This is a genomic window from Pseudomonas sp. Irchel 3A7 (assembly GCF_900187565.1).
Classification (GTDB): Bacteria; Pseudomonadota; Gammaproteobacteria; order Pseudomonadales; family Pseudomonadaceae; genus Aquipseudomonas.
The window spans coordinates 173258-190602 of sequence record NZ_FYED01000005.1 but is presented as its reverse complement, the minus strand read 5'-3'; the positions used below and the strand labels follow the sequence as shown (position 1 = coordinate 190602).

General features: G+C 59.5%; 13 protein-coding genes and 1 pseudogene. 8 read left to right on the top strand and 6 right to left on the bottom strand.

All coding sequences use genetic code 11. From position 1 onward, the window contains the following. Positions 1-5 precede the first annotated feature (5 nt). Together CKW21_RS10290 and CKW21_RS10285 are read right to left on the bottom strand one after the other, a co-directional pair. Positions 6-266: a bacteriocin immunity protein gene (locus tag CKW21_RS10290; protein ID WP_095193865.1), complete on the bottom strand. Its 261-nt coding sequence runs from the start codon at positions 264-266 to the stop codon at positions 6-8. Then, positions 263-2221 carry an S-type pyocin domain-containing protein gene (locus tag CKW21_RS10285; RefSeq protein ID WP_095193864.1) on the bottom strand — a complete coding sequence of 653 codons (1959 nt, stop codon included), beginning with the start codon at positions 2219-2221 and terminating at the stop codon, positions 263-265. The genes CKW21_RS10290 and CKW21_RS10285 overlap by 4 nt, the downstream gene beginning before the upstream one ends. 754 nt (positions 2222-2975) lie before the next feature. On the opposite strand from CKW21_RS10285, the gene CKW21_RS10275 reads away from it, so the two are divergent. The 3 genes from CKW21_RS10275 to CKW21_RS10265 all read left to right on the top strand — a co-directional run bounded on the left by CKW21_RS10275 (position 2976) and on the right by CKW21_RS10265 (position 8853). Next, positions 2976-4769, top strand: coding sequence for a DUF1302 domain-containing protein (locus CKW21_RS10275; protein ID WP_095193862.1), 1794 nt, complete (start codon positions 2976-2978; stop codon positions 4767-4769). Positions 4770-4792: 23 nt separating this feature from the next. Then, entirely contained in the window at positions 4793-6163 is a 1371-nt protein-coding gene (locus CKW21_RS10270; RefSeq protein ID WP_095193861.1) for a DUF1329 domain-containing protein, read from the top strand. A 140-nt stretch (positions 6164-6303) separates the two neighbouring features. Then, entirely contained in the window at positions 6304-8853 is a 2550-nt protein-coding gene (locus CKW21_RS10265) for a LuxR C-terminal-related transcriptional regulator (protein ID WP_095193860.1), read from the top strand. Between the two features lie 254 nt (positions 8854-9107). Here CKW21_RS10265 and CKW21_RS10260 read toward each other — a convergent pair whose 3' ends face one another. After that, the gene (locus CKW21_RS10260; protein WP_095194066.1) at positions 9108-9914 is read right to left on the bottom strand and encodes an IclR family transcriptional regulator; all 807 of its coding nucleotides are present in this window, start codon (positions 9912-9914) and stop codon (positions 9108-9110) included. A gap of 179 nt (positions 9915-10093) precedes the next feature. Here CKW21_RS10260 and hmgA point away from each other — a divergent pair, with 179 nt between their 5' ends. From hmgA to maiA, 3 genes are read left to right on the top strand one after another with little or no spacing between them, the layout of a single operon-like run. Further along, entirely contained in the window at positions 10094-11398 is a 1305-nt protein-coding gene (gene hmgA, locus CKW21_RS10255; protein WP_095193859.1) for a homogentisate 1,2-dioxygenase, read from the top strand. Between the two features lie 3 nt (positions 11399-11401). Next, positions 11402-12706 carry a fumarylacetoacetase gene (gene fahA / locus CKW21_RS10250; RefSeq protein WP_095193858.1) on the top strand — a complete coding sequence of 435 codons (1305 nt, stop codon included), beginning with the start codon at positions 11402-11404 and terminating at the stop codon, positions 12704-12706. A 12-nt stretch (positions 12707-12718) separates the two neighbouring features. After that, positions 12719-13354 (top strand): maleylacetoacetate isomerase, encoded by a 636-nt coding sequence (gene maiA / locus CKW21_RS10245; RefSeq protein ID WP_095193857.1) that lies wholly within the window; start codon positions 12719-12721, stop codon positions 13352-13354. A 114-nt stretch (positions 13355-13468) separates the two neighbouring features. Here the strand turns inward: maiA and CKW21_RS10240 are convergent, their stop codons facing one another. Beyond that, positions 13469-14272, bottom strand: coding sequence for a SirB1 family protein (locus CKW21_RS10240; RefSeq protein ID WP_095193856.1), 804 nt, complete (start codon positions 14270-14272; stop codon positions 13469-13471). 183 nt (positions 14273-14455) lie between these two features. Here CKW21_RS10240 and CKW21_RS10235 point away from each other — a divergent pair, with 183 nt between their 5' ends. After that, positions 14456-15475, top strand: a complete 1020-nt coding sequence (locus CKW21_RS10235; protein WP_095193855.1) for a Glu/Leu/Phe/Val dehydrogenase dimerization domain-containing protein — start codon at positions 14456-14458, stop codon at positions 15473-15475. Positions 15476-15664: 189 nt separating this feature from the next. Here the strand turns inward: CKW21_RS10235 and CKW21_RS10230 are convergent. Then, positions 15665-15904: pseudogene (locus CKW21_RS10230) on the bottom strand (YebG family protein); the annotation flags it as partial. Between the two features lie 341 nt (positions 15905-16245). Here CKW21_RS10230 and CKW21_RS10225 point away from each other — a divergent pair. Beyond that, on the top strand, positions 16246-16746 hold the full coding sequence (locus CKW21_RS10225) for a phosphate-starvation-inducible protein PsiE (RefSeq protein ID WP_095193853.1): 501 nt from the start codon (positions 16246-16248) through the stop codon (positions 16744-16746). Here the strand turns inward: CKW21_RS10225 and CKW21_RS10220 are convergent. Continuing rightward, positions 16743-17060 carry a DUF3509 domain-containing protein gene (locus tag CKW21_RS10220; RefSeq protein ID WP_095193852.1) on the bottom strand — a complete coding sequence of 106 codons (318 nt, stop codon included), beginning with the start codon at positions 17058-17060 and terminating at the stop codon, positions 16743-16745. The two genes, CKW21_RS10225 and CKW21_RS10220, sit on opposite strands and share 4 nt — an antisense overlap. Between the last annotated feature and the right edge of the window lie 285 nt (positions 17061-17345).

The window sequence follows — 17345 nt, the reverse complement described above, 5'->3', positions numbered from 1 at the left end:
TTCTATTATTCGGCTTTGAAGCCAGTTTTTCCGTTGTCTAGTCGCCACTGCTTTATTGCGTTTATCACACCTGTCGGGCTGTCCTCAATGCCCTCTCTAGGGTCATACAAAACGCCTGTGCCATCGGGATGCTCTGAAGTGGTAACAATGTTTTCAACAATTGCATCGTGTTCTTCTTCAGAAGAGTAATTTCCTTCGAACAAACGCTCGATTAGAATCATGTATTCTTCTTCTGTGTATTCTTCAAGTTTGCTCTTAAAATTCATTCTTTTACTCCTCTTGTCTTTGCGTGAGTTTGAATGTGCGATTTAGGTGTCATAATTTGAAGGTTGTCCATGTCGTAAACTTCGCCACCTTCCCCGATTGGGATGATATGGTGGATTTCATACTTTATTCTCCTGCCCACTTGATCTTGAGGAAAGGCAGTTGGAGCGAGGCCCTGCTTCATGTCCATTTGCCTTAGTTTTGTAAACTGGGCATTCAATAACTCATCGTTACTCACAGCCTTCCAAAATTCATTGCGGAAATTTTTAAATGTCGAAAATTTCCGTCCTCGGAGTTTATCCGCAATGTGCGCGGGAATCGGTGCACCTTTGGGCATTGAGGCAGTCTCCAGCCAATTTCCGGATATTAATTGTCCTGTACCGCTAGATACACCAGGTTCGCTCCGCCGATCCCTGAAAACTACATACTGAGGTGGTATACCCGACTCAGACGGGAATATGTAGATGACATCCTCAAAGCTATAGAGATCCAGCTCCGGGTTGGGATCGATCCTTCCTTCGAGAGCGGTTGCGGTAGCGCCGGTGTAAGGGACAATGTCCGGTTCGGTTACCGGAAGAGCCGTGGACGCATTGCCAGGCCTGACAATTGGCGTCCATGTCATGCCAGGGGATTGGGCGTGCGGACTCTCGGTTCTGTAGACGTTCAGAACTGGATCGTAGGTGGCCAAACGCACCGGTACTTTGCGAGGTAGCATGGTGCTGTTCGTGGCAGCTACGGAAAACTCTGTGGTGTTACCCACAGTCCGGGAGCCGATCGCGACCGGCAGTTCGATTTCCCCGTTGGCCTGGGCGATAGCATGGAGTTCATTGGCGTCATACGTCGCGAGGTCCGAGAGCGGGACGCTCAAGGCGTACGGTTCTTTGTTCTCCCGTAGCGCGTAGTAAACCAGCGCTGCAACACCAACAACGATCACCACGCCTGACGCTGTCCCAACAGTGGTTGCCAACGCTGTGGTTGCTGCGGCGGCTGCCGATTGCAGGGCCGTCCTGATCGCAAGGGTTGTCGCTGCATCGACTGCCAGCGCTCCAGCTGCAACGGTGAACACCGGACCATTTGCCGCCGCCGCGCCCGATACGGAAAAGGGGCGAATGCCTTTGGCGGCGTTCAGCGACTCCATCGTCTCGCGGGCCGCTTGTTCCTCCGCTTGCCGTTGGTTTTCGCGGCGCAGTTGCTCGGCTTGTCGTTGAACCTCTGCCTCGGCTTCGAGGCGAGCTCGTTCAGCAGCGATGTACTGTGCGGCTGCCTCAGACGCAATTCGGGTCTGTTCGGCGGCGACACGTTGTGCTTCCTGCTCCGCTGCCAATCGCGCTTGTTCAGCCGCCTGTAAGACACTAAGGGTCTGCTGCAGATCAAGAGATCGCTGATTAAGCGAATGGAGGGTTTGCGAGAGTAATCTGACGTCGACAGCCGCTCTGAGTGATTGATTCAAAGCCTGCATGGCAATGCCGTTCGGTCCCGGCCACTTTTCCATTGTCGTGGCTTTTTTCATGAATTCATTGATGTGCCGGTTAAAAGGATCTCCTCCATAAAACGCATTGGCGGTCGCTGTTTTACTATGGTGTTCGGCTGCTTTTCGTTGCCAGAGCGTATTTAAAACTCCCAACTCACGGGCGATTGACTGTACTGGCGTAACTGGATCGACAGGACCTTCAGATCTAACCGCTGCCAGTTCGGCTTCGATGGTGTTCGGTAGTTCGTTGGATCGGATCTGAAGTTCTTGTTCCAATACCTTGGTTGTGCGTTGGACGGTTAACAAATTTTGACCGTAGGTCCCCCCGGCACCGTAGCCGAATGGCCCTCCCGTGAGGTCGTTTCGCCCGTGAGGTGGGAGAACCATGTGGTCGGGTGCAATGCCGACTGTGTGAACGGGCTCATCAATTTCGAGAAAACCAGGCTTTGATGTGTTTGGACGCGGTGGTCCAGGTGGTTTTTGCATATTCATATCCTTGTGAATTTGCACACTGTTTGATATGTGGCCTTTGTTGGTGTGCTTGCGCAACCAACTGTTTCGTTGTGCCATTCAAAGTTACAGCGAAATTAAAAGTAATGAGTCTGAGAAGTGCGTGGGCATTTACATAGGGGGTTGAGAGTCATGTCGATAAAACGGAAATTCAGGCGAAATAATCTTCTGCGTAAAAAGATATTTCTTATGCAGTTACAGGAAGTGTCTTGTAGGACCTTTTTTAAACATCAGGTGAAGCAGGCTGGCGCCACAAAACCCCCGCCCATAAAAAAGGCCGCTGCAAACGCAGCGGCCAAAGCAAGACGTTGGATCCAGGAGCTACAAATCAACGTCGGTGTACACGGGGTGATGACTCGAAACCTTCAAGTCATCTGAGATCTGTCGCAATAGCGTAGACGAATTACACGCTTTTGCTTCGCGTTTTCAGGCTGTTTACCGTGAAAGCCTGATCAGAATAAGTCTTTGCCGACAAAGGAAAAATAGCGATTCCGGACATGCACTGTTACGGGGCGCGCAACAGTTGAGTGTTCTACCCGGCATCGATATCCCCTGGCGTATGCATGTGGCTGATGGCGTCCCATCCAGCCGATCCATGCTCCGCGCAATACCGCGTCCCATGCAGCCAGTCATCCTTTGGAGGTACACCACGAATACCTCCTTGGTGCGCTTATCGACCCCGGCAGGCGGCAGTAGGGTGAGGCCTTCTGTCACTCACCGGGGAAGACGCATGACAAAAACAACAATGCGCGCCATCTTCACACCGCAGGCGCTGGCCGCTGCGGTTGCCTTGGGTTGCTGTGCCCAGGCGCAGGCTGTTTCTTTCAACATCGGGGAAATCGAGGGGACGTTCGACTCTTCGTTGTCGGTCGGTGCAAGTTGGGGCATGCGCGATGCCGACGATGCGTTGGTGGGCACCGTCAACGGTGGCAGCGGGCAGGCTTCGACCGGTGACGACGGGCGTCAGAACTTTCGAAAGGGCGAAACCTTCTCGAAGATTTTCAAGGGCATTCACGACCTCGAACTGAAGTATGGCGACACCGGTGTATTTGTCCGTGGCAAGTACTGGTACGACTTCGAGCTGAAGGACGAAGACCGGCCGTTCAAGCCGATCAGTGATCACAATCGCAAGGAGGGCGCCAAGTCTTCCGGTGGGCAAATCCTCGATGCGTTCGTCTATCACAACTACTCCATCGGCGAACTGCCGGGCACGGTGCGTGCGGGCAAGCAGGTGGTCAGTTGGGGCGAAAGTACCTTCATCGGCAACTCGATCAACAGCATCAACCCGGTCGACGTGTCCGCGTTTCGCCGTCCCGGTGCCGAGATCAAGGAAGGTCTGATTCCGGTCAACATGCTGTTCGCGTCACAGGGCCTGACGGACAAGCTGACGGTCGAAGGCTTCTATCAACTGGAGTGGGACCAGACTGTCGTCGACAACTGCGGCACCTTCTTCGGCGTCGATGTGGTGGCGGATGGGTGCGACAAGGGCTACACCGTCGCCAGCCCGGCCATTGCGCCGTTGCAGCCGATTGCCGCGGCCTTTGGCCAGGGCTTTGAGGTCACCAAGGAGGGGGTGGTCGTTCCTCGCGGTCAGGACCGCGATGCCCGGGATTCGGGGCAATGGGGTACGGCGCTGCGCTGGTTGGGGGATGACACCGAGTACGGTCTGTACTTCATGAACTACCACAGCCGCACACCGAACGTCGGCACGACCACGGCAGGCTTCTCTACGCTGGCGAGCATTCCCGGGATCGTCGCGGCTGCCAACCGTATCGCGCCCGGCAGCGGTTCTGGCCTGGCGCAAAGCGTGATGCTCGGGCGCGGCCAGTACTACCTCGAGTACCCGGAAGACATTCGCCTCTACGGCGCGAGTTTCTCCACCACCTTGCCCACCGGCACGGCGTGGACCGGCGAGATCAGCTATCGCCCCAACGCACCGGTGCAGGTCAACACCAACGACCTGACCCTGGCGATGCTCAACCCGATTGCCGGCGGCGCCGCTTCACCGATCGCCACCACCCCTGGCGCCGACAACAAAGGCTATCGGCGCAAGGAAGTGACGCAGATCCAGAGCACCCTGACGCACTTTGTCGATCAGATCGCGGGCGCGGATCGCCTGACACTGGTAGGCGAAGCGGCGGTGGTGCATGTCGGTGGCCTGGAGGCCCGGAGCAAGCTGCGTTATGGCCGCGACTCGGTGTACGGCCAGTATGGTTTCGGCGGCGATACCGATGGTTTCGTGACCTCGACTTCGTGGGGTTATCGCGCCCGGGCGATCCTCGATTACAACAACGTAATCGCCGGGATCAACTTCCGGCCCAACCTGTCGTGGTCCCACGACGTCGCCGGGTACGGCCCCAACGGGCTGTTCAACGAAGGTGCCAAGGCCGTCAGCCTCGGCGTCGATGCGGACTACCGCAACACCTATACCGCAAGCCTCAGTTACACCGACTTCTTCGGTGGTGACTACAACGTGCTCGAAGACCGCGACTTCGTGGCATTGAGCTTTGGCGTGAACTTCTGATCTGTCTGAGAAGGATGATTTCCATGCGCAAGATGATTCTGCAATTCGGCACCGTCCTGGCCCTGAGTCTGCTGGCCGCCAACGTGATGGCAGCGGTGTCACCGGAAGAAGCGAACAAACTGGGCACCAGCCTCACACCGCTGGGTGCCGAGAAGGCCGGCAACGCCGACGGCTCGATCCCGCCGTGGACCGGTGGTATTCCGAAAAACGCCGGCGCGGTGGACAGCAAGGGCTTCCTGGCTGATCCGTTCGCCAATGAAAAACCACTGTTCATCATCACGGCGGCAACGGTGGACAAGTACAAGGACAAGCTCTCGGACGGGCAGATCGCGATGTTCAAGCGCTACCCCGAGACTTACAGGATTCCGGTTTATCCGAGCCACCGCACCGCGGCGCTGCCGCCGGAAATCTACGAGTCGGCCAAGCGCAGCGCGTTGAATGTCATTCCGACCAACGACGGTAACGGCCTGGCCAACTTCACCGGCAATCGTTACTACGCCTTTCCGATTCCGAAGAACGGCGTTGAAGTGATCTGGAACCACGTCACCCGTTATCACGGCGGCAATCTGCGTCGCACCATTACCCAGGCAACGCCACAGTCCAATGGCGATTTTACCGTCATCCGCTTCAAGGACGAGGTGGCCGTGCCGTCGTTGCTGGGGGATCTGAAACCGGGCAGCGATGACAACGTACTCAACTATTTCAAACAGGAGGTGACGGCACCGGCGCGGCTGGCGGGCAACGTGCTGCTGGTTCACGAGACCCTCGACCAGGTCACGGAACCGCGCAAGGCCTGGATCTACAACGCGGGCCAGCGGCGTGTACGGCGTGCACCGCAAGTGGCCTATGACGGCGTGGGCACTTCGTCCGACGGCCTGCGCACCACCGACAACTTCGACATGTTTTCCGGTGCGCCAGACCGTTACGACTGGAAGCTGATCGGCAAGAAAGAAATGTACATCCCGTACAACAGCTACAAACTTGATTCGCCGAACCTGAAATACACCGATGTGATCAAGGCCGGCCATATCAACCAGGACCTGACCCGCTATGAATTGCACCGGGTCTGGGAGGTCGTCGCGACGGTCAAGCCCAACGAGCGGCATGTGTACGCCAAGCGTCACATGTACCTCGACGAAGACACCTGGCAGGTGGCGCTGGCCGACCACTATGACGGTCGCGGTCAGCTCTGGCGTGTGGCCGAAGGGCATGCGCAGTTCTACTACGATCATCAGGTGCCGGCCTATACGGTCGAGGCACTGTATGACCTGATTGCCGGTCGCTACATCGCGCTGGGGATGAAAAACGAAGAGAAGCGCAGCTTCGAATTCAACATCGCGGCCAAAGCCGGGGACTACACGCCGGCAGCCCTGCGGAGCACGGGTGTGAGGTAATCGTCCTACAGGCTCCTACACAAAAAGGTGACCTCGCGGTCACCTTTTTTATGGCTGCAAATCAACCTGCTGAATACTTCTTCAACAAGCGCTCGGGAGGGGGCTAGGGTGGCGCCACAACTATAAAAAGGCGCACCACTATGACTGCCATGACGACGTGTCTGGACCGTCTTGGACTTCTGCCTCGCTTGTGTTCCCATCACCTGTCCCGCGAACGCTTGGTCGAGCCATTGCTGGCCTCCACGGCACGGGTGAAATTGCTCTGTGCACCGGCGGGCAGCGGCAAGAGTGCGCTGCTTACCGAATGCCTGTTGCGGGCGTCGGGACATTGTCGGGTGTATTGGTTGCCGTTGGCGGGCGAGTCGTTGAGTGTTGCCGATTTCCGGCAGCGGCTGGCGCATGCGCTGGGACTGGCTGCGTCGGATGAGATTGCATTGCTGGAGCACCTGGCCCGGTTGCAAACGCCGACCTGGCTGTTTATCGATGATTATTGCCGCGCCCCCAATCCTGAGCTCGATCGCCTGCTTGACCGTTTACTGGCCATGAGAAGCCCGTCATTGAGTTGGTGGCTGGGTTCGCGTCGACGGCCATCCTGCAACTGGCCACGCTTGTTGCTCGATGATGAGTTGTACGAGTACGACGGGCAGGCACTGGCGTTTACCGAGCAAGACGTCGAACAGTTGCTCGTCCACGTAGAGCCGTCACGGGCGAGCAGCGTTGCCAGAAGAATCATCCAGCGCAGCGGCGGTTGGTGTGCCGGCGTGCGCATTGCCCTGCTCGACGGCTGTCAGTGGGCCGCCGGGCAGGACAAGCAGGAACGCTCGGCGACGCTGCTCGATTACTTGCAACACGAACTGTTCAACACGCTGCCTCCGGAGCTGGTTGAGGCCTGGCAGGTGCTGGCCCATTTGCCGCGATTCAATGCTGGACTGTGCGAGCATCTGTTCGGTGCGGGTGAAGGCGCAAAGGGGTTGCAGACCTTGCAGGACATGGGGTGCTTCATCGAGCCTTGGGAAGACTCCGCCGACTGGTTGCGCGTCTTCGTGCCACTGGCCCGGGCCATGCGTGAGGAGCAGGGTTCGGCCGGTCGCTCGTGGCATCGGCGCGCATGCCAGTGGTTCTGCGCCGAGGAGGATTGGCAGGGGGCGTTCGAGCAGGCGTTGTTGGCCGAGGAGTTCGAAGCCGCGGTCAGCTTGTTGCAGCATTTCAGCTTCGAGCATTTGTTCCGCAGCGAGAATGTGCGCCTGTTGCTGAATCTGCATGAGCGCCAGGGGCAGGAGTTGACCCTCGGGTCGCCGCAATTGGTCGGTCTGATCACGGCGGCACTGTTGTTTGCCGGGCGCTTCGACCAGGCGGCGCCGTGCATCGAGCAAATGGCGCGCTTCGCCCCGCAACCGACGGCCGCCCTGCAACGGCAACTGTTGGCACGCTGGCAGGCGCAACAAGGCTGGTTGCTGCATTTGCAGGGGCGTATGGCGGCGGCTCGCGGGCACTTTGTCGATGCGCTGGCCGAGTTGGCAGCGGACGCCTGGCCGGCCCGCTTGTTGTGCCTGTCCGGGTTGACTCAACAGGCGCTGCTCAAGGGCGAACTCGATGCCGCGCAGGCCCTGAACCGAGAGGCGCTGTGCCTGGCGCGGGCGCAAGGTTCGTTGCTGTTCGAGGGGTTGCTCGAACTCGATCACGCGCAGTTGCTGGAACAGCGCGGCGCTCCCCGACGCGCCGAGAGCCTGCTGACCGATGTACATGAAATGTTGTGTCGACAGGCTGACCGTCCAACGCCGTTGCTGGGGCGAATCGCCTTGCGTCGCGGGCGTCTGGCGCTCTGCCAGGGGCAGGACGAAATGGCCGCCGAGTTCTTCAATAGTGGTCTTCAGGACTGCCTGCACAGTCTGGACAAGCGCGCGTTGTATGGCTTTCTCGGGCAGGCCCAGGTGGCGGCCAATCAGCGGAATTACGCCCACGCCTTTGACCGCTTGCGCGAGGCCGAGCGCTTGATGCAGCAGCGGCAGATTCCCGACACGGTGTATCGCGGTGTTTTGTTGCAGATCAGCAGTCACTTCTGGTTGCAGCAAGGTCGACCGCAATTGGCTCATGAAACCTTGACCCGCGTGGCGCGCCACTACCGTGGGGCCGATGCACGACAGGCCCCCCCGGCCACTGTGGGGCTGATTGCCCGGGTCGAGTATTTGCTGGTACTCGCCGAAACCCATCTGCACCGGGCCACGCGACCACTGGAGCAGCTCAAGACATTGCTCGACCACGCGCAACAGCATGGGATGCTGGCGCTGGAAGCGGAATTGCTGTTTGCAATCTGCGAAGTGGCGGACCTGATCGGCGAACCTGACAGGGCGAAATCGGCGTTGCAGGCGGGGCTGGAATTGGTCAGGCGCTGCCATTTGCAGCAGGCCTTGAGCGAACTGCGGTTGCGTCAGCCGGCATTGCTCAGTCGCCTGGGCGCGGACGACGAGCCGGTGGCGACCCTGGATGCCAACCCGTTGAGCGGGCGAGAGCTGGAGGTGCTCAGCCTGATCGCCCAAGGCAACTCCAATCAACAGATCGCCGAGCAATTGTTTATCTCATTGCACACGGTGAAAACCCACGCGCGACGCATTCACAGCAAGCTTGGCGTGGAGCGCCGGACTCAAGCCGTGGCCACGGCGAAGAAGCTGGGCTTGATTGCGCAGGGGTAGGGGCGAGTCCCGCTGTGGGGAGCTTTTTTCTACCTGCGATAAGTGGCCATCGCCGAGCCCTTGTGGGAGCGAGCCTGCTCGCGAAAGCGGCGTATCAGCCACCGGCATTGCTGGATGTAAGGACGCCTTCGTCGGAACGCCGCCCGGAGCCGGCTCGCTCCCACAGGGAATCAGTGGTGTATTGGAGATTGAGATCAGGCATAAAAAAGCACCCCGAAGGGCAATGCCGGTACGTTAGGCGTTAGAACAAATGCTCATCGGTCAACAGGCCCGCTGTCCGCTTCGAAGCCCATTCGCCAACTGACCGCGCGGGCGGCGGATAAAAGGCGTCGGGCGGCAGGTCCGTCTTCATCGGCATGAAACAGCGACGTCGGTCCTACCACCGTCAGCACCGCCACCACATTGCCCATCGCGTTGAATACCGGCGCCGACAAGGCATCGACACCGGGCATCAGCAAACCATGCACATGGTGCAGGCCACGTGCGCGGATCTGCTCACACATGGCGGCATAGGCCTGATCGTCAGCCAATGCGTGGGCGGTCTGGGCTTGCAGTTCCTGCTCACGCAGCTCGATGGTTTCCCTTTTGGGCAGATAGGCGCCAAACACCAGGCCTGTGGAAGAACTGAGCAAAGGCAACACTGAGCCCAATTGGGTCACTACCGTCACCGCTCGCACCGCCGGCTCGATGTGCACCACGGTCGCGCCCTGATTGCCCCATACCGCCAGAAAACAGGTTTCGTTCAAGTCGTCGCGCAGTTCGGCCAAGGGCAGGGCGGCGACTTTCAGCACGTCCATACTGTTGAGTGCCGCCAATCCGACACGCAAGGCTTCACGACCCAGCCCGTAATGGTTGGTCGCTGGATTTTGTTCGGCGAAGCCGCTGGCGATCAGTGCCTGCAAATAGCGGTGGACCTTGCTCGCCGGCATTTGCACGTGTTCGGCCAGGCGCGAGAGTGATGTCGAGGGCGACAACTCGGCCAACGCCTTGAGGATGTCGGTTCCCACCTCGGCGGAGCGGACTTTCTGTTTGCCGTTGCTGTCGCTGGCGGGCTTTTGCATGGTGGCGCCGTCTTTCAAGGGATGAGTTCCGGGGATGAATGGGCGTCTTTATAGCTTGACGGTCAATACCAATCAAATTACGTTATTCGTAATTGGATTACGATAAAAACAACTTTGGTGTGCCCAGACCTCTTGCGCAGAGCGACAGGCCACGACCCACTCCCTGTTCAGGAGGCTCCATGAACCTCGATTCATCGACGCCAGCACTGGCTTATCAGTCAGGCTTCGGCAACGAATTCAGCAGCGAAGCGTTGCCCGGTGCGTTGCCGGTCGGCCAGAACTCGCCACAGAAAGCCCCTTACGGCCTCTACACCGAACTGTTTTCCGGCACCGCGTTCACCATGGCCCGCAGCGAAGCGCGGCGGACCTGGATGTACCGTATCCAGCCATCGGCCAATCATCCGGCATTCGTCAAACTCGATCGGCAACTGGCTGGCGGGCCACTGGGTGAAGTAACCCCCAATCGCCTGCGCTGGAATGCCCTGGATATTCCCGCCGAGCCGACCGATTTCATTGATGGCCTGGTGAGCATGGCCGCCAACTCCGGCGCGGATAAACCGGCCGGGATCAGTATCTTCCAGTACCGCGCCAATCGGTCCATGGAGCGAGTGTTCTTCAACGCCGACGGCGAAATGCTGCTGGTGCCGCAACTGGGGCGACTGCGGATTGCCACTGAACTCGGCGTGCTGGAACTGGAGCCTCTGGAAATCGCCGTACTGCCACGGGGTTTGAAATTCCGCGTCGAGTTGCTTGACCCGCAAGCCCGCGGCTACATCGCCGAGAACCATGGTGCGCCCTTGCGCCTGCCAGATCTTGGGCCGATCGGCAGCAATGGTCTGGCCAACCCGCGGGATTTCCTCACCCCGGTTGCCCATTACGAACACCTCACGCAACCAACGACCCTGGTGCAGAAGTTCCTCGGCCAGTTGTGGGGCACCGAGCTCGATCATTCGCCGCTGAACGTGGTCGCCTGGCATGGCAACAACGTGCCATACAAATACGACCTGCGCCGTTTCAACACCATCGGCACCGTCAGTTTCGATCACCCGGACCCGTCGATCTTCACCGTGTTGACTTCGCCGACCAGCGTCCACGGTCTGGCCAACCTCGATTTCGTGATCTTCCCGCCACGCTGGATGGTCGCCGAGAAAACCTTCCGTCCACCGTGGTTCCACCGCAACCTGATGAACGAATTCATGGGCCTGATCCAGGGCGAGTACGACGCCAAGGCTGAAGGTTTCGTCCCCGGCGGCGCGTCGCTGCACAGCTGCATGAGTGCGCACGGGCCTGACGGCGAAACCTGCACCAAGGCGATCAACGCGGACCTCAAACCGGCGAAAATCGACAACACCATGGCCTTCATGTTCGAGACCAGCCAAGTGCTGCGTCCGAGCCGATTCGCCCTCGATTGCCCGCAACTGCAAACCAACTACGACGCTTGCTGGGCCACGTTGCCCGCCACTTTCGACCCAACCCGGAGATAACCCATGACGCAGACTTCCATCACTCGCAGCTGGGTTGCTTCCGCCAACGGCCATGCGGATTTCCCGCTGCAAAACCTGCCACTGGGCGTGTTCAGTGTGAAAGGTTCGGCACCGCGCAGCGGCGTGGCCATTGGCGAGCATATTTTCGATCTGCAGGCCGCACTCGATGCCGGCCTGTTTGACGGAGCAGCAAAAACCGCCGTCGAAGCCACCCGTGGCGGGCAGTTGAATGCGTTCTTCGAACTGGGCCGCGAAGCTCGTGTAGCCCTGCGTGAGCGTCTGCTGGAATTGTTGAGCGAAGGCAGCACCCTGCACGGCAAGATCGAGGCCCAAGGCGCTAAATTGCTGCCACTGGCGGCGGATTGCGAGATGCACCTGCCGGCGAAAATCAATGACTACACCGACTTCTACGTCGGCATCGAACACGCGCAGAACGTTGGCAAGCTGTTCCGTCCGGACAACCCCTTGCTGCCGAACTACAAGTACGTGCCGATCGGCTACCACGGCCGCGCCTCGACCATTCGCCCGTCCGGTACCGATGTGCGTCGGCCCAAAGGCCAGACCTTGCCGGCCGGCCAGACCGAGCCGACCTTTGGTCCGTGCGCGCGCCTGGATTATGAGCTGGAGCTGGGCATCTGGATCGGCCAGGGCAATGACATGGGCGACTCGATCGCCATTGGCGACGCCGCCGATCACATCGCCGGTTTCTGCCTGCTCAACGACTGGTCGGCGCGGGACATCCAGGCCTGGGAATACCAGCCGCTGGGTCCGTTCCTGTCGAAGAGTTTCATCACCAGCATTTCGCCGTGGGTGGTGACCGCCGAAGCGCTGGAGCCATTCCGTCGCGCCCAACCTGCGCGCCCGGAAGGTGATCCGCAGCCGCTGCCGTACCTGTTCGATAAACGTGATCAGGCCGCCGGTGCCTTCGATATCGAACTGGAAGTGCTGCTGCTGACCGAAGCCATGCGCGAGCAGAACCTGCCGGCCCATCGCCTGACCCTGAGCAACTCGAAACACATGTACTGGACCGTGGCACAAATGGTCGCGCACCACAGTGTCAACGGCTGCCAGCTGCAGGCCGGTGACCTGTTCGGCTCGGGCACCTTGTCGGGGCCGGAAAACGGTCAATTCGGCAGCCTGCTGGAAATCACCGAGGGCGGTAAAAAGCCGATCGAACTGGCGTCGGGCGAGGTGCGCAAGTTCCTTGAAGACGGCGACGAAATCATCCTGCGTGGCCGTTGCAGCCGCGAGGGCTTTGCCTCCATCGGCTTCGGCGAGTGCCGCGGCAAAGTGCTGCCGGCGCGCTGAGGGGAACGGGTCATGGAACTCTATACCTACTACCGTTCGACCTCGTCCTATCGGGTGCGTATCGCACTGGCATTGAAGGACCTGGATTACCAGGCGCTGCCGGTCAACCTGATTGCGCCGCCCGGTGGCGAACATCGCCAGCCGCCGTATCTTGGCATCAACCCGCAAGGCCGCGTGCCGGCCTTGCGCACCGATGAAGGCGAGCTGCTGATCCAGTCACCGGCGATCATTGAGTACCTGGAGGAGCGTTATCCACAGGTGCCGCTGCTGTCCAAAGACTTCGCTGCCCGCGCCCGTGAGCGCGGCGTGGCGGCGTTGATCGGCTGCGATGTGCATCCTCTGCACAACGTCAGCGTGCTCAACCGGCTGCGACAGTTGGGGCACGATGAGACGCAGGTTGGGGAGTGGATCGGCCACTGGATCAGTCAGGGACTGGCTGCCGTGGAGCAGTTGATCGGTGACGACGGTTACTGCTTTGGCCCGCAACCCGGCCTGGCGGACGTGTACCTGATTCCGCAGCTGTACGCGGCCGAGCGCTTCAACGTTTCCCTGCAAGCCTGGCCGCGGATTCGTCGCGTGGCCGCTCTGGCCGCTACGCACCCGGCGTTCATCAAGGCGCATCCGGCGAATCAGCCGGACACCCCATAGCGCGCAACACCACCCCCTGTGGGAGCGAGCCTGCCCGCGAAGACGGAGGCAGATCCAGCTTCGATGTGACTGGTAAATCCTTTCGCGAGCAGGCTCGCTCCTACATAGGGAGGTTCAATGGACGATGGAATTGGGCGGCAGATGCCCCAGCCGCTCCGTCAGGCGAATTCGCTGGATCGGGTCGTCGCTGAGCAACAGGGCATGTTCCAGGTCGAAGCGTTCGGCGTTGGGGCAATCCAGCCGCTGGTAGAGACTGGCTCGGGCCAGGTAGTCGGCGGCGGTGCCGTTGCCCAGTTCCAGCACGCGCTCGGCATCGACCAGGGCACCGATGTAATCGTCGTTGGAAAGGTGCAGCTGGCGCAGGTTGCGCGACAGTCGTTGCAGCATCTGCACGGGCTCGGCGGTGACCAGGTGTTCGGCGCTGAGCTTCATGTTCGGGCCGTACTGGCGTTGCAGTAGTTCCCGGCAATCGTTGGGGTAGAGGCGACGGCCGCCGCACGGATCGAGCAGGTGATCGGCACCCGGTACGCGCAGTAGAAAATGGCCGGGGAAGTTGACGCCGACCAGAGGGATTTCCAGGCCCCTGGCCAATTCCAGCGCAATCAGCCCCAGGGCCAGGGGTTGCCCACGCCGGCGTTGCAGCACGCGATTGAGCAGCGCCACTTGCGGACGCAAGGGGGTAAAGTCGTCCTGGGCGAATCCCAGGTCATTCATGCGCCGCAGCAGTGGTTGTGCCAGTTCGCTCACCGGCAACATCGGCAGACTGCCACTGATTCGTTGTTGCAGCGTCTTGAAATCCAGCAGCAGCGATTCGGGATTCACCTCGCTGTCATGTTCGGCGGCAATCCATAGCGCCGCCTCGAACAGCGCGGGCGGTGAACGTTGCAGACAGGCGAAAAACGATTGGCGCGGGGTCATCAAAATCTCCGGGCAATGCCTCGTTTTAGCCCCGTCTGTGCCATTCGTCCAGTGCTGCACAAGGGTGCTCAGCGGTTATTTCCGAATGTCTGAATGGGCGCTTCGGTTATTCCGGTGCGCTTCTGCAATTTTTGTGCGCAAGCCTATACTGGCGACTACAAGAAGTGATTCGGGAGCCCTACGATGTTCGCTCTCATGCAAAGCACTCGCCTTGAATCGCTACATCTTAGCGTCGACCCGGCCACCGGGCTGAAGGCGGTCATTGCCATTCATAACAGTCGCCTGGGGCCTGCCCTGGGTGGTTGTCGTTACCTTGCCTACCCCAGCGACGAGTCAGCGGTCGAGGATGCCGTGCGCCTGGCCCAAGGCATGAGTTACAAGGCCGCACTGGCCGGCCTGGCCCAGGGCGGCGGGGTGGCGGTCATCGTTCGTCCCGTTCACGTGGCCAATCGCGCCGCGCTGTTCGAAGCCTTCGGGCGCTGCATCAATCAGCTCGACGGTCGCTACATCACTGCCATCGACAGTGGCACGTCGGTGGCGGACATGGATTGCATCGCCCAGCAGACCCAGCACGTCACCAGCACCACTTCAGCGGGCGACCCGGCACCCCATGCCGCAATGGGCGTGTTCACCGGCATTCGCGCCACCGCCATGGCGCGGTTGGGCAGCGACAATCTCGAAGGCTTGCGCGTGGCCATTCAAGGCTTGGGCAACGTGGGTTTTGCACTGGCGGAACAGTTGCATGCCGCGGGTGCCGAACTGCTGGTCAGCGACATCGACCATGGCAAGGTGCAACTGGCCATGGAACAACTCGGCGCTCACCCGATTGCCAACGATGCGCTGCTCAGCACACCTTGCGACATTCTTGCGCCCTGTGGGCTGGGTGGCGTGCTCAATAGCCATAGCGTGACGCAACTGCGCTGCTCGGCGGTGGCGGGGTCGGCGAACAACCAGCTGACTCATCTGGACGTTGCCGATCAGCTGGAACGGCGCGGCATTTTGTATGCGCCCGATTATGTGATCAATGCCGGCGGGCTGATCTATGTTTCACTCAAACACCGGGGTGAAGAGCTGGCGACCATCACCGCGCACCTGTCAAAAATCAGCTCGCGACTGACCGAAGTGTTCGCCCATGCCCAGGCGGAAAAACGTTCGCCGGCGCGAGTGGCGGACGAACTCGCGGAAAAAGTTTTGTATCGATAGACGATCTTGGGTTTTGAAAATGAAAAAGGCCCTGAGTCATTCGACTCAGGGCCTGTTCAATTCGGGCGTTGCTTATTTTGCTGCTTTGGCGGCCTTGGCTGGCTTGGCCGGGGCAACCGGCTCAACGACCGCCTCTTCAACGGGAGCCGCCACTTCAACCGGTTGCGGGACTTCAACGGGCGCGGTGAGCAACTCGGACAAGGCGTCCGGCTGGCTCTTGAATGCCTTGGCAAACACATCGCGATTTTTCGCCATGTAGATCCCGGCTTCTTCCACTTGCTGTTCGGTCAGGGACGGAACGGCTTTGTGCAACACTTCAGCCAGCAACTCGGCCAGCTCGAGCATTTTGTCATGACGGTCAGCTTCGGCTTTATCCATGAACAAGCGCTCCAGATCTCGGCTGCTGCGGTATACCACTTCGACGGCCATTCACCACCTCACATGCCTTCACATTTGGTTGTCTGATTCGACTACTGTATTTATATACAGCGAAAAGGATAAGCGAATCGCTGGGGTTTGGGTAGTGGCTTTTTAATGTAGACCGAATTCGGGTTTTGTCAGCTCTGCCGAGTTGTCCTCTTCGCGAGCAGGCTCGCTCCCACAGTATCGGGACCTCACTGAAACGGGTGCGACCAAACGCCACGGAGCGCAACCCGCGTCGGCTCGCCATGATGGCGTGGCCCTGTTTCTGCATAAAACAGCTTCTGCGTAGAACAAACGTAAAGTCCAACCCGCATTATCCGGTCGAGCCGACCTAAGGAAGCATCATCGTGAAAATCAACTGGGCCGAAAACCTGCGCCAGAGCGTGCATGAACTGGCGGAATCCCTGGGCAACCTGTTCGTCGAGACCTTTCACTACCTGGCGCTGTTTGCCATCGGTGCCGTAACCGCGTGGGCGGCGGTGATGGAGTTTCTTGGGATGATCGAAGAAGGGCACATCAAGATCGATGACATCTTGCTGCTGTTCATCTACCTGGAACTGGGGGCGATGGTCGGGATTTATTTCAAGACCAACCACATGCCGGTGCGCTTCCTGATCTACGTGGCCATTACCGCACTGACACGTTTGCTGATTTCCAACGTGTCGCACCACAACCCGCCGGACCTGGGGATCATTTACCTGTGCGGCGGGATTCTGCTGCTGGCGTTTGCGATTCTGGTGGTGCGTTACGCTTCGTCGCAATTTCCATCGGTGAAAATTGAAAACCCGCATCGCAAGATCGGTACGGGTTCCAGTGAGCAGCCGGAAGTGGAAAAGGGCGAAATTTAAAGGCCCATGGCAGGTCGGGGCCGGCCTTTGGCCGTTGGTGGCGGCAGGTGGGGTGTGCCGCCATCGATCATGGCTTCGAGGATCGCCACTGCACTGTGGCCCTGTTCGATGGCGATGCCGAACTGAATGCTTTGCACCAGGCGCTTGAGGCGCTCGGGGTCGTTGCGTTGTTCGGCGCTGATCATGCGCTTTGCGACGACGTGACCACAGTTGGACAGGGTCAGCATGATGCTGCCGTCCAGGCCCTGAATGCTCAGGTTGATCTGATAGTCCGCTGCAAAGGCATCGGTAATGAGCTGAAAGGGGTTGTCCATGATGCGTCACCGCCTGATTGAACGTGCAGTTGTTGACCGGTCGAGATCGGGATTAGTTCGCAACACCAGACCATCGGCCATTCCATAGCCATTTCGCCATCAATGCTTGCAACAGGGATGTAGCAAGGGGCGTGCCGGATGGATTGTCGGACAATCATGGCGGCCACGCAGAAACTAATGTGGGAGCGAGCCTGCTCGCGATGACGGCTGCCCAGTCAACGCCTGTGTCGTCTGACAGTCCGCTATCGCGAGCAGGCTCGCCCCACAAAGTTTGCATTTGTCGGC

Coding starts and splice junctions, on each gene's coding strand:
- CKW21_RS10220 (WP_095193852.1), bottom strand. CDS start 17,060: ATGGACAACCCCTTTCAGCTCATTACCGATGCCTTTGCAGCGGACTAT.
- CKW21_RS10265 (WP_095193860.1), top strand. CDS start 6,304: ATGACTGCCATGACGACGTGTCTGGACCGTCTTGGACTTCTGCCTCGC.
- hmgA (WP_095193859.1), top strand. CDS start 10,094: ATGAACCTCGATTCATCGACGCCAGCACTGGCTTATCAGTCAGGCTTC.
- CKW21_RS10235 (WP_095193855.1), top strand. CDS start 14,456: ATGTTCGCTCTCATGCAAAGCACTCGCCTTGAATCGCTACATCTTAGC.
- fahA (WP_095193858.1), top strand. CDS start 11,402: ATGACGCAGACTTCCATCACTCGCAGCTGGGTTGCTTCCGCCAACGGC.
- CKW21_RS10270 (WP_095193861.1), top strand. CDS start 4,793: ATGCGCAAGATGATTCTGCAATTCGGCACCGTCCTGGCCCTGAGTCTG.
- CKW21_RS10260 (WP_095194066.1), bottom strand. CDS start 9,914: ATGCAAAAGCCCGCCAGCGACAGCAACGGCAAACAGAAAGTCCGCTCC.
- CKW21_RS10275 (WP_095193862.1), top strand. CDS start 2,976: ATGACAAAAACAACAATGCGCGCCATCTTCACACCGCAGGCGCTGGCC.
- CKW21_RS10240 (WP_095193856.1), bottom strand. CDS start 14,272: ATGACCCCGCGCCAATCGTTTTTCGCCTGTCTGCAACGTTCACCGCCC.
- CKW21_RS10285 (WP_095193864.1), bottom strand. CDS start 2,221: ATGCAAAAACCACCTGGACCACCGCGTCCAAACACATCAAAGCCTGGT.
- CKW21_RS10290 (WP_095193865.1), bottom strand. CDS start 266: ATGAATTTTAAGAGCAAACTTGAAGAATACACAGAAGAAGAATACATG.
- maiA (WP_095193857.1), top strand. CDS start 12,719: ATGGAACTCTATACCTACTACCGTTCGACCTCGTCCTATCGGGTGCGT.